This is a genomic window from Vibrio sp. Vb1127 (assembly GCF_033338735.1).
Classification (GTDB): domain Bacteria; phylum Pseudomonadota; class Gammaproteobacteria; order Enterobacterales; family Vibrionaceae; genus Vibrio; species Vibrio alginolyticus.
The window spans coordinates 76,243-87,446 of the sequence record NZ_JAWOTF010000016.1 but is presented as its reverse complement, the minus strand read 5'-3'; the positions used below and the strand labels follow the sequence as shown (position 1 = coordinate 87,446).

The 11,204-nt window shown below is 38.0% G+C and carries 16 protein-coding genes; 12 read left to right on the top strand and 4 right to left on the bottom strand.

Annotated features, from left to right (window positions below; genetic code table 11):
• The coding region (locus tag R7H07_RS18435; protein ID WP_206926123.1) for a Tn3 family transposase at positions 1-282 on the top strand (282 nt) is incomplete at its 5' end.
• 127 nt (positions 283-409) lie between these two features.
• On the top strand, positions 410-601 hold the full coding sequence (locus tag R7H07_RS18430) for a hypothetical protein (RefSeq protein ID WP_225455764.1): 192 nt from the start codon (positions 410-412) through the stop codon (positions 599-601).
• Positions 602-1,495: 894 nt separating this feature from the next.
• On the opposite strand, the gene R7H07_RS18425 is transcribed toward R7H07_RS18430, so the two are convergent.
• A complete protein-coding gene (locus R7H07_RS18425) occupies positions 1,496-1,858 on the bottom strand; it encodes a hypothetical protein (protein WP_025634091.1) in 363 nt (120 codons plus the stop codon).
• A gap of 308 nt (positions 1,859-2,166) precedes the next feature.
• Positions 2,167-2,451 (bottom strand): hypothetical protein, encoded by a 285-nt coding sequence (locus R7H07_RS18420; RefSeq protein ID WP_138058896.1) that lies wholly within the window; start codon positions 2,449-2,451, stop codon positions 2,167-2,169.
• Between the two features lie 753 nt (positions 2,452-3,204).
• On the opposite strand from R7H07_RS18420, the gene R7H07_RS18415 reads away from it, so the two are divergent.
• The 8 genes from R7H07_RS18415 to R7H07_RS18380 all read left to right on the top strand — a co-directional run bounded on the left by R7H07_RS18415 (position 3,205) and on the right by R7H07_RS18380 (position 8,911).
• Positions 3,205-3,753 carry a hypothetical protein gene (locus tag R7H07_RS18415; RefSeq protein WP_025634097.1) on the top strand — a complete coding sequence of 183 codons (549 nt, stop codon included), beginning with the start codon at positions 3,205-3,207 and terminating at the stop codon, positions 3,751-3,753.
• An 11-nt stretch (positions 3,754-3,764) separates the two neighbouring features.
• Complete coding sequence (locus R7H07_RS18410; RefSeq protein WP_025634098.1) at positions 3,765-4,103, top strand: hypothetical protein; 339 nt, start codon at positions 3,765-3,767, stop codon at positions 4,101-4,103.
• Positions 4,104-4,114: 11 nt separating this feature from the next.
• Complete coding sequence (locus tag R7H07_RS18405) at positions 4,115-5,452, top strand: hypothetical protein (protein ID WP_025634099.1); 1,338 nt, start codon at positions 4,115-4,117, stop codon at positions 5,450-5,452.
• Between the two features lie 105 nt (positions 5,453-5,557).
• Positions 5,558-5,875, top strand: coding sequence for a hypothetical protein (locus tag R7H07_RS18400; protein ID WP_025634101.1), 318 nt, complete (start codon positions 5,558-5,560; stop codon positions 5,873-5,875).
• Between the two features lie 34 nt (positions 5,876-5,909).
• On the top strand, positions 5,910-6,071 hold the full coding sequence (locus R7H07_RS18395; RefSeq protein WP_170926990.1) for a hypothetical protein: 162 nt from the start codon (positions 5,910-5,912) through the stop codon (positions 6,069-6,071).
• Between the two features lie 64 nt (positions 6,072-6,135).
• On the top strand, positions 6,136-6,783 hold the full coding sequence (locus R7H07_RS18390) for a hypothetical protein (protein WP_042776360.1): 648 nt from the start codon (positions 6,136-6,138) through the stop codon (positions 6,781-6,783).
• A gap of 245 nt (positions 6,784-7,028) precedes the next feature.
• Positions 7,029-7,445, top strand: coding sequence for a hypothetical protein (locus R7H07_RS18385; protein WP_025634104.1), 417 nt, complete (start codon positions 7,029-7,031; stop codon positions 7,443-7,445).
• A gap of 308 nt (positions 7,446-7,753) precedes the next feature.
• Positions 7,754-8,911, top strand: coding sequence for a tyrosine-type recombinase/integrase (locus tag R7H07_RS18380; protein WP_025767026.1), 1,158 nt, complete (start codon positions 7,754-7,756; stop codon positions 8,909-8,911).
• Here the strand turns inward: R7H07_RS18380 and R7H07_RS18375 are convergent.
• Positions 8,908-9,630 (bottom strand): hypothetical protein, encoded by a 723-nt coding sequence (locus tag R7H07_RS18375; protein WP_077284289.1) that lies wholly within the window; start codon positions 9,628-9,630, stop codon positions 8,908-8,910. The genes R7H07_RS18380 and R7H07_RS18375 overlap by 4 nt on opposite strands.
• A gap of 178 nt (positions 9,631-9,808) precedes the next feature.
• Between R7H07_RS18375 and R7H07_RS18370 the strand changes: the two genes are divergently transcribed.
• Positions 9,809-10,171 (top strand): hypothetical protein, encoded by a 363-nt coding sequence (locus R7H07_RS18370; RefSeq protein WP_025634109.1) that lies wholly within the window; start codon positions 9,809-9,811, stop codon positions 10,169-10,171.
• Positions 10,172-10,174: 3 nt separating this feature from the next.
• On the top strand, positions 10,175-10,612 hold the full coding sequence (locus R7H07_RS18365) for a hypothetical protein (RefSeq protein ID WP_025634110.1): 438 nt from the start codon (positions 10,175-10,177) through the stop codon (positions 10,610-10,612).
• Here R7H07_RS18365 and R7H07_RS18360 read toward each other — a convergent pair.
• Complete coding sequence (locus R7H07_RS18360; RefSeq protein WP_025634112.1) at positions 10,609-11,100, bottom strand: hypothetical protein; 492 nt, start codon at positions 11,098-11,100, stop codon at positions 10,609-10,611. The two genes, R7H07_RS18365 and R7H07_RS18360, sit on opposite strands and share 4 nt — an antisense overlap.
• Positions 11,101-11,204 lie beyond the last annotated feature (104 nt).

Genomic DNA, 11,204 nt, shown 5'->3' with positions numbered 1-11,204 from the left:
GTGAATGGTGATCAGTTCCGTGGCAAAAACGAGTCTGAAATCGCTATCTGGAATGAATGCGCAAGATTGCTTGCCAATGCGCTCATCTACTTCAACTCCGCGATACTGAGTCATCTTCTGGGACACTTTGAAGCGACAGGTGATGAAGAAAAAGCGGCTATCACTCGTGCTGTTTCGCCCGTTGCATGGCAAAATATCAACTTAAGCGGGACGTATAACTTCACCAATACCGGAAAATTGCCTGATATTAGTGAAATTACGAAGCCAATCGTGGATGATTAAGCTTGGAAACGAAAGTAACCCACAGCTGGAGGCTATATAATACAAAGCCTGTAGCATTCTATGTTACTTTAGAGGGGAAAATCCCTAGAACCCCTTCTTGGCTCATAGTTATTTCCAAGCTAAAGCTATGGATTTTATGAACGCGTCTGGGCGTAATAAGATGATTACAGGGTTGGAAAAATCAATAGAGTTGTTCAATGAGGTTGAGGACATCCTAAACCCAATCACAATGACTGTCGCAGCAAAGTATGGGTTAACCGAGGAAGTTATTGCAAATATTCAAAAACAGGCTCTGGAAGATGCGAAAACCGACCTTTAACAAACGACTATGGCGTCAATAACTAATTTTTAGCTATGTTCTAATCCTACATGATGCATCTCTTAGCATATCACAACCATCTTGCGAACACATGCAATAATAGCAAGCGTTTAAGGTTTCAAGATGCTTTTTCTAATCTGACAAAAACGTTTTAATACACAGCTCTAAAACATTTTTGTCCAGATACGTGTTCCAGCGGATGGTCAGACAACCAGTATGATACTTTTATAGTCAATTGTTGTGAGATTGAAACATGGTAGTACCAATTGGTATGAATCTTTATTTATGTCAGCGTGACATTTAGAACGGTACTGACAGGCTTACTTGAACATTTAGTATGAAACTTTATTTCTCTCCCAAATCTACGGGGACTTCAAACCATAAATATACACGGTATCCACCACCTAAACTACACCACAAGCCGCTGTTACGACACCAATAACCTTAACTACCTCACTCGCTTTAACTCGAATTAAGCGAGCTTCGCTCGCAAAGAATCAAGCTCCCTTTCGCGTCTTCGACGCTAACGAATAAGGGCTTCGCCCTAAATATTTCTACTCCTTGGTGGCTTCGCCACTGCTAAGACCCCCTGGAAAAAAGTTTGGCGTAGCCAAACATAGATATGGATAGATAAAGATAGAAATAAATCGATATGAATAGTATTTACCAATCTAAGAAGCGGCGAAGCCGCTGGTTCTCCCAGGGGGGAGAATGCTCAAGAGGCGGCGAAGCCGACCTTATAGTTACAGCACGTGCGGATGGAGCGAAGCGGTGGGGGAGAGGCACCAATGAGTACCTTAAAGTGTGGTGGATACCGTGTATAGTTGACTAATTTTTGTTCGATAGTGGTTCAAATGAGGTCCGATTTAGACCTCAATATTTGAAAACGAAGTATTAAGTCAAAGCTGATAATGGCCAAGCAAATGTACTCAATGAGTTGTCTGACTCTTTGATTTTCTCCACAAGGTCATCCGCTCCGACTTCAATACCACATTCATACAGTCCATAAACCTCTTTTACAAAGAAAGGTTCGTCCGAACTAGTGTCCTTTACCATTTTTCGATTAAGGCATTCATTAATAAATGTTCTAGAGACATGTAAGTTCTCAGGATGTTGCCTGTTCCAGGTATCGATCGTATGCATTCTGGAATCTTTGATATGAGCGAGGTGCTGACTAATTTGTCCTCCAATTATCGACACTATGACAGTAATCGAAAACAATATTACTTTTAGACTAAGACGGATCGCAGATTTCATGCAGTATTCCTATTATAGAGGGGGATTTATTCTGATTTGGTGCTTAACGAGGTTGTTTGTGAAAGCTCTATGGGGTGTGACGCCCAATGGAACGAAAACGTACGCTAACAAAAAACAAGCATGTCATTTAAGTCATGACACAGCCAGTAGTGACACATAGGTTATGTCATATCCTGATTTTGGGGTGGTTTTTACCAGTGATCGTAGGGTTTACCTAAGCGTCATACCGTTCTAACTGTTTGATTTAATGCTTAACGTACGAAACCGTACCGTTGGGCTTCACACCCCTCTATCAAGTTGTAGTTAGGTCATGACATAAAAGGAACACCAGCCTTTTCTAGGTCTTGCCATGTAAGGGGGGCGTTCTTCACTGTACGGGGTGTTTCAAAGTGAACATTTTCGGCTTCTGAAATAAACATTCCTCTATCAGGATTTAAAAGATCCATGATTAAAGTGCCATCGGGATGGACAATAAACTCCAATTGATATCCCTCCGGTACATTTGGCCATTTATAATCCTCAGGAATGATGCCTTTAAGCCTTTGCGAGACAATGGAGACTGTCAAAACTTCATCTTTATCAATTTTTATCATATCAATCATACTCTTCGTTAATATTTGTACCAAAGCTCATATGGAAACTAAGTTGATCAAATTATCAACTAGCTCAGCATGAGGTTTTCCTAACATACGTATAAAAATATATGGTAACATTAGTATTGTTTTTTATACGCGAATGACATCTATTATTCAATGTTTAGTCTAGACTGCCTAAGAATGGTTGAGGAAAAGCTAATGTTTAGAACAAAGTATTTACTGATAGCACTATCTTGTACTGCTTTGATTTGCCTGATTTTCTTTAATAGCGGAGCATACAAAGACAATTTCGAGGTGGTGGCCAAGGTATGTGGTCTACTATCACTAGCTAGCTGGCTAGAACGTACAAAGCAGATATAACAGATAGTCGTCATGTGGCCAAAACCTATACATCCATATCTACTTAAAAAGCATGCGTACAGGTGTGCTCTAGATCCATATCGACACACGTTGATGACACTCCAGAACTATGACGACCTGATAAACCTAGATCTGCAGGTGCTTGATACTCTATATCAACTAGAACATTTGATAGTCAGTCATTTAGAAAAAATGACAAACCATCATATTAACTCAATTACTAGTGGTAAGTACCTTTTCGGCTTGAAACTAATAGAGGCGGCTATACACAGACTTCCAGTACCGACATTCGAAAATATTGAACTGACATCGCGATCAGATAACGGCGTAAGACAAATCCTCGCGATAAAAGTGTTGTAACTGAGAATATTTGAACTAGGAGACTCAAGATTGGAAAGCGCAGTAACTAAAACAAGATGTACTGCTAAGCGCAATACATCAACGAACATCGAAAGGGCATGCTCTGCTAGTTTAGAAGAATTACTTTCAACCTATAAATTAATTGAAAGTATGGGAAGGTATGATCCTCTCTGGATCTCTTTCGAAAGAAACAGAATTGAACAAATTTGCAAAGTTAAAGAATGGACTAGGGTTGGTTTAAAAGAGCTCAATTGTATTTTGTCTTTGAAAGATATGATTAAGCTCGCCAAGAAAGAACCTAACCTAACACCACTACTTGACAGGTTATCAGGGTGTTATCGCGTTAGAAGTACCAATACTTACATGGTAAGTACCTCAAGCGAACTCGATTTGTTGAAGATTGAATTTACAGCAGCAGCACGATTTACTGTCGCAAGTTGGATGTACATTGCATTTTCTACCCATTTTGAGGACGGAGTTGAGCTAGGTTGGTCAACCATTGATGCAATATTCGAATCTCAATCACTCCCTTCAACACATCCAGACACATGGACAATGGACAATTTCTTATACATCTAGGAGGTAATAATATGATGCATTACAAAGACTCTGTATTTTCACCAGAATGGGGGCAGTTCACCAGAAGAATAGTTATATTGGCATTTTCTCTAACAATTGTAGGTTTAGCTGCATGGCGATTCTCTCAATTAGAGTCTTTTAATCTGCTTTATATAGTAATTCTTCTTCTTGGTATCCTTATCCAGGGGCTATACCCAATTTATGCTGAACGCAAAGAATTGAGACGCAAGCTTTACAGAAGACACTTGAGTACACTTAATATTGATATTCTCGAGAAGTATTTAAATCAAGCTGAAAGCGATATAGAACGAGATTTGATAGAAGACACCATTTCCACAATACGTTATTGATTGGTGATTGAATGGATATCAAATTCGACACTACTGAAATCTATCACGAGAATCGACACCAAAACCTTATGCGTATAGTCAACCAAGACTACAACCGTAAGATTCAGAACTTATGTAGACATTTAGATATGCCTCACTTGGCCAGTTATCTCAGCCACAGATCCAAGCCTCAGAAGAACATCAGTCACAGACTAGCTAGAAACATAGAAACAAAGCTCGGTATGCCTATTGGACAACTTGATGAGGCCATTTCTACCATAAATGTAGACCCAACAATTGATGATAACCTCCCAATTGACAAGCTTGCCAGATCTAGGAATTTAGAGATCCTATTGACCCTTATAGGGAATGGCAATATTAGCAAATTGAACTCAGAGCTAGGTTGTCATTTGAACAATCATTTAGGGCCCAATAAATCCCGTATGCTAGGAAAAAAGTTAGCAACCAGAATTGAAACTAAACTAGGGCTACGCCCTGGCACCATGAGCGTGAAATGTACTTTCAATGATTTTCTACCATATTTAAACAGGGACCAATTGACTAGGCATATCGAGTCTAAACAAGAAGAGTATGATGAACGAATGTCAAAACGTAGAATAATAATTGAACAAAGGAATGATATCGTGAGCCAGATGTTGAAGAAGATAGCCAGCTTTCTGGAAGGCAGTGGTACACATGAAATATTAGAGGATTCTGATATTAGAAAGGTGTATATCCCTGTGCCAAACCACAAAAATGAACTCCCAATATTAGTTAGCTGCGAAACTAAGCCATCAAACAGATTCTTAATTTTATGCTCTAAAGGTATGACAGAGCGACACGATAAACTCACAAACATGATTTTAAGCGATAGGGATAAGTTTGAAACAGATGTCGGTGAAATGGACCATTATCCAAAAATCGCTGTAATAAACGCCTATGACCGAGAGTTGGCGATGCCATCGTTGAATAACCCAGAAATTACATTAATTATTAAAAAGGCTTTGTATCAGCTCAGTAACTTGACAGACGACTATTTGCTAGCAAAGTTTAAGTTAAAAACAGTATATAACGAACTAGTAACCGCACAACTCCAATACGTAAAGTCATTCAGTTCTGTGCAAATCATTAAAACAAAGGAGCTGTTACATCGAGGTTTTTCAATACCCAATATTAAGTTGCGTGGAACAAGGGAACTTAGCCACTCTTTACTAGTACCAGTTAGCAATAGCAAAGATACCTTAAGAGAAGTACGGGAGTTTGCAAAAGGAAGTGGTACTGACTTCGTATTGCCCATCTGTATAAATAATGGCAATGTGGTGTCAGACCAATTTGTGCCTACCAAGACCTGGCTGGCCAGCCACATATAGATACAAGCTTGATCATAACCATATAAAAACAAAAGATAATTGATACATACTTGGTAACATCTTAGTATGTGTCAATATGGTTTTTTTTTACGCAAAGTAGGAAGTATGTTGTTCTTTCTTGAAAAATTGGGGATCAAGGCAGCGATGCACTGTCGGCTCGTGAATGGTAATCAAGAGCATTTATTATGGGGGCTGGATTGGAACTCGAAAAGAGCACTACTTGAGTCAAAAAATCGCTGGTTTTGGCTACCTTTACAAAATGTAGAAATATCGAATGTTACAAACATAGTCGATAAACTTTCGGAGTTTTACGCTTCACATGATGAAAAGATATTAGGTGTAAATTGGCTTGAAGGCACACTATTGATATCTAAAGATACTCACTTGGATTGGGTTACCGAAGAAGATCTCGAGCTTCCTTAAATCATAACCTAACTGTTTAAAGAAGGATTAATTTATGGCCACTGTTGCAGCATTACCTTTCCCTCAACTACCTGAGTTTTTTTCATTTTTCGCAACAAACCCCTACGGAATAGTAATTAGTTTACTATTAGGATTGATCATTAGTGGCGTTGTGTTGAGAGGACTAGTTGATCTGTTTAGAGGTCAACAAAAGTAATAGCTCAATTTTGTTTAGTTTTTAGATAATACAATTTAAGACTTATAACCTGATGAGAAGCGGCATGTTAGAAAGAACAATGGAAAGAGAGCTCATCTTTCATGGTACACGAGCTAAGGAGTTTGATAAATTTGAGTTAGGCATGCTAGGTACAGGCGAAGGCTGTAATGATGCTAATGGATTTTACTTCGTTTCTAATCTGAAAGGAGCATGCTATCACGCTGACTATAAAGCGAGGCAGGTAGGTAAACCTACCGTATATGTGTGCGCAATAAAGGAACAAGCTAAAGTAGTAACTATTGGTAAATCCATTTCTATGCACCCCAAATATCTACAGCAACATTGGGATAAATTACCAGTGTGGATATCAACTAAGAGGGGTAAAGAATGGTACTCAGAACTTGCAAAACCACCTGAAAATCGAATACACAATGACCTAATTGATTTGAATGAACGGAAACGTTGTCATATTTTGCGTGAAAACGGTATCGATATCTTAAAGGATTTTGAGAGTGGCCAATTTGTAGACGGTGGGTATCATGGCCGTTCTCATTTAGTGTTAAATCCAGACTCTATTGATATAATTGAGACTTTAAATGTAGAAGAAATATATGATGAAATATCTGGGAGACCCAAATTTTACCACCTCCGTAAAGAGCCTTGTATATTTGGTAAATCAAATATTTTAAGCCGACTTTGCGAGTATGACTGAGTATATTTTGACCCGTTTAAATCTTTCAGATATTAAGTTTAACATAGACATTGTTCTAGCATACCCAGGTTAAATATCAAATTGAAAGGGCTGGTGGGTGTTTTATAACCAGCCTTTTTGATGAACAATAAATATTTAAAACTAGATATAACTAGTCATGAAATACAATTATTGTATTTCATGCATTGAATATTCCAAAACAATCCCCACCTTAATACTAATACTAACAATAAAACGGATATAATATGTTCGACTCACTTAAAAGCACCTTTCCCTGGTCTATTATAGCTATCGTTGCTGTATCTGGCTCTGGAGTCGTCGGTGCAAAACTATACAAAGAATATCTCAAAACTACCGGGCCAGCAGTTGTTCAAGGCATTTCCGACAACGAAGCGTACAAAGACTTTGTTGACTGCCTGACGGTGGTAGATTTAGAGCGTTCTAGCTTAATGGAAAAATGCGACAGTTTCTATTTAGAATACCTACCAGCTAAAACAGATCCGAGTTACAAGAAGAAGATCATAGAAGTTCAACAGCTAAAGCCAGAGTGGATTGAACAAACCTACCAGAAATTAACTTGGTTACGATCTGACTATGGACTTCCTGATTATCCACCACTGGAAGACTTATCCAATGGTCAATTGACTTCAGTAAGCAACTGATTTCAAACCTAACAGCACAAGGCAACTTTAAATGTTGCCTTTTTTTTATCTATATTCAAGTAATATTCCCTTACGCAGTCTAGCAGACTATGTAGAACCATGGGTTATTATGTGGGTTTTACTTTAGTACCTCGCTTTGTTTTCGTTAAGCTAATCTTCGAATAATTCATATAAACTCAACAAACAAATAGCACTGTATAAATAGACATGATTATAAAGTGTAGTATAATTTGAGTTATATTACACTTTTTGGCCGTTAAGGTTAGCGTTACAGGTGACAGCGTAACACTTTATTTTTGGAGGTGAACGTGGAGATTACTAAGCAAAATTTACCAATTCCTGCATCCGGATTAGAAAAGATTAAGGCATTAGAACTAGGCAATAACAAAGAAAAAGAAAATCTTTCACGATTTAAAATCCCTTTGCCTGAACTTGACGGTGCAATTGACCCTGATCACCCAAACCTAAAGACAATTCTAGATAACATGGCCATATTCGAGGCTACACGTGGTGGTTTTTCGAAGGCAACACAAAAAAACATGTTTTCCGCTGTTCGCTCTTGGATAAGATTTACTGAGTATATTGAATTAGCCTACGCATTTCCTATACATCCAAGAATGTTTTACTACTGGATACTACACCTTAAAAATGAACAGAAAGTGTCTTATGCGACACTAATGAGCCGAAAGAACCTCATAGCCATATTTTTGAATCAACTAGGATTCGCCAACGTTACTGAAGACAAGCTTATAAAAGACTTTTTCAGGGGTGTAAAAAAGGATATGGCAGAATCTGATTTATCAAAGGTAGAGCAAAAAGTTGCTTCACCATTCAGAGCAAGCGATTTGAACAGGCAGATCGAAATAGTTGGGACACTTGAACAAGCTGGGCCAAAGCTTTTCAAAGACCTAGCATACATGACCATTGCATACTCTACTGCTCTTCGTGAAGAAGAGATCTTTACTTTAAAACGTAAAAACGTCATCATTTCTGGTGACACTGTCACTATAGTGAGGACAAAATCTAAGACATCTGCAGCGCCACCCAAAAAGTCTATCATTGGCAGGTATGCAGGGATCGTGAAGAAATATATTGAACTTGTAGAAAATGGAGTAGAGCTTTACAACCATGTAACCCCTTCAAGACCAGTCGAAGATCAGGAATATTATATTTTTGGTTGGATTCTGAAGAATGGACAGCTTAAGGACCCATTAAAACCTATGAATGGTGTATCCGTACTTAGATTGTTCCGAAAAGCATATGAACGACAAAGTGTATTTAATGGTCGTTGTTGGTCAGGGCATTCGGCACGTTGTGGAGCGGTAGTTGATGGGCATGTCGTTCATAAGATGAATGCAGTCGACCTTATGTCTATTGGTGATTGGACAAATATGGGTACTGTTAAAAGATATCTGAGAGCTACTGGTCACCTAGAAGCTTCTAATATCGAACTACAAAAACACTAAATCAAAGCTATCTGACGCAGAATTCGTTCTTGGTCCAAATCTGGAAACGCAGTAGCGAAGTAGTGTTTTGTAGCCACTTCTAATTGGGCCATAAACTTTATCTTTTGGGCGATGTTTCCTGTAAGGCTTATTGTTTTACCGGAGATGATTGTGCTTACATAAATCGAGCTCTCTTTAAATCCTATAGACAATGGCCCAGTTTGTTGTTGGTGAAACTTTAACTTGAAATCAAGGCATTTAAGGTTTTGAAGAAATAGGGAATAAGCTTGAATAAGTTCAGTGTGAGAAAAGGCAACTGAGATTTTGTTGTTCCAATCACTTGAGCGACCGTTATGTTCTGGGCAAATGTCTACAACAATTGAAATTAGGTTGTTAGCTATGTTTCCTAATCGAATCACCGCTGCACAATTTAATGACTTGTTATAGAGATTAATTTGACTATTTGGGTGGAAGTAAGCGTTTGATTTTGTGGCAGAAGGTTGCACTGATTGTGACTTGCCGCCAACTTCAGATAGACGAACGTCGTGCTTTTGTTGATTAAAGGCGTTCAAACAGACATCATTGCTTTGCAAAGTTGTACTTTGTGGGCTTAGGTGTTTATCGTGTACATTAACAATTCGATCTGAGGTTTTTTCTGATACTACATCCTGATGATTTAGATCATCTGTTATGTCAGAAAACTCGTTGTCTGGTTGAAATTCCCATGAATTTACACTCATATCGCCCCCAAAGTAGTACGTTAGTTGTCAAAAAAATGGCAAATACCCTTGTTTATGTATATCTTATATTGATACATAAGCAAGATTTATAAAGACTGGACTGGTTCCTGGTGAAGCAAAGAGGAGTTACCTTTGCCATCAATAGAACCGATGGGCACAAGCTTAAAACAAAAAATATATGAACCCAATCTCTCTAAAGACATTACCAAATTTTACAAGCTATGTGCTTTCTATTTCAGAGTACTTGCTCTTAAATGTTCTTGAAAATGACAAGAAAATCATAAAGAAAATTCAAAGCGGTGATGAGCTACCTCTACCTGAAATTAAAAACTCTTTAGATCAACGATTTGAAGATCTAAAGTTAGAAATATTTGACTATGAAATCCTTAAGTCAATCGCTATGAATTATCCTCATGACCACTACGCTGAAAAAATCGTGTCTTGTAACTATGACTATCATATGACAATGACCTGGTTCAAGAAGGCTATTCTTCAGTCATCTGTTAGACCACTTGCCTTTGCACAGCTTGAGTTAGGCTAAAAAATGGATTTAGAAAAACTCAAAGTGTCAGTTGAAAAGTTCTCAAGTCAGAATTTTCAAAAACAACAAGATATTCTCCAACTACAAAATAGAATGATCGGCACCATTCTACAAATCAGACTAAGTGCAATACCACCAGCTCGAAGAAGTGAATTCGATAATACCAGTTTTACAAATTTGCCAAGTTTGCTAACAAAATGGCAAGTTAATCCAAATGCTGTACAAGATATCAATTTCTTTCTCAATGAATTTGAGACAAAGTTTGGCAGGAGATTTGACCATATTAGCTTGAAGAGTGTTGAGAAAGCTAATGTACTTGAACCTAGTCAACAAACAATAAATCAGAGGCTAGAATCTTGTATAACTGGACCAGTAAATGAAAAGGACGCCATTGGTATCAAACAACAGCGTCCTGATAATGACTTCGACTTTTCTCGCTAGTAGAGCCCTTCCATAAATGCCTCATCATCAAGACATGCTCTTTCAATTTCCAAGAACTCTTCCATTTTACGTAAGTAATAGGACTGCTCTTCGAAAGTGATTTCATCAAACAAAAATTGATATCCGCTCATAGGTGTAGATGAAACTATCTTAGAGAGAAAGTGCTTTGACTGTTTAGTAAAGCCAGGAGAAACAATAAGCGCCGAAACATTGTTGGCTCTAATTGTTAGAAGTTGAGTTTGGCTAATAATTTCATGTTCTGCGTCTAGCCAACCTCGAGCTACCTTTAACTTTTTCTCTAAAAGCCTAGCGCTACGGTCTGAAACATAGCTTTCTTTTGAATTAAGCCTAACGTCACGATGATTAATACCTAACCGTGAAACTAATTCAAGATTAGCCTCCCGATTGATTAAATATGCCGCACCACCTTCATTCTGTTTTGTAGCGAATATGTCGGAGAACAGTTCGCTGTAATGATTCTTATCCATAAATACTTTCTTATTTTTGAGAATAGACGCAAATAATCATGTGACTTGTATCTAAACATTAACTGCCGTTATGTCTAATTTTCACCCATGAAGAGTGAAACTTA

Coding starts and splice junctions, on each gene's coding strand:
- R7H07_RS18400 (WP_025634101.1), top strand. CDS start 5,558: ATGTTGTTCTTTCTTGAAAAATTGGGGATCAAGGCAGCGATGCACTGT.
- R7H07_RS18370 (WP_025634109.1), top strand. CDS start 9,809: ATGAACCCAATCTCTCTAAAGACATTACCAAATTTTACAAGCTATGTG.
- R7H07_RS18405 (WP_025634099.1), top strand. CDS start 4,115: ATGGATATCAAATTCGACACTACTGAAATCTATCACGAGAATCGACAC.
- R7H07_RS18395 (WP_170926990.1), top strand. CDS start 5,910: ATGGCCACTGTTGCAGCATTACCTTTCCCTCAACTACCTGAGTTTTTT.
- R7H07_RS18390 (WP_042776360.1), top strand. CDS start 6,136: ATGTTAGAAAGAACAATGGAAAGAGAGCTCATCTTTCATGGTACACGA.
- R7H07_RS18365 (WP_025634110.1), top strand. CDS start 10,175: ATGGATTTAGAAAAACTCAAAGTGTCAGTTGAAAAGTTCTCAAGTCAG.
- R7H07_RS18420 (WP_138058896.1), bottom strand. CDS start 2,451: ATGATAAAAATTGATAAAGATGAAGTTTTGACAGTCTCCATTGTCTCG.
- R7H07_RS18360 (WP_025634112.1), bottom strand. CDS start 11,100: ATGGATAAGAATCATTACAGCGAACTGTTCTCCGACATATTCGCTACA.
- R7H07_RS18430 (WP_225455764.1), top strand. CDS start 410: ATGGATTTTATGAACGCGTCTGGGCGTAATAAGATGATTACAGGGTTG.
- R7H07_RS18385 (WP_025634104.1), top strand. CDS start 7,029: ATGTTCGACTCACTTAAAAGCACCTTTCCCTGGTCTATTATAGCTATC.
- R7H07_RS18425 (WP_025634091.1), bottom strand. CDS start 1,858: ATGAAATCTGCGATCCGTCTTAGTCTAAAAGTAATATTGTTTTCGATT.
- R7H07_RS18375 (WP_077284289.1), bottom strand. CDS start 9,630: ATGAGTGTAAATTCATGGGAATTTCAACCAGACAACGAGTTTTCTGAC.
- R7H07_RS18410 (WP_025634098.1), top strand. CDS start 3,765: ATGATGCATTACAAAGACTCTGTATTTTCACCAGAATGGGGGCAGTTC.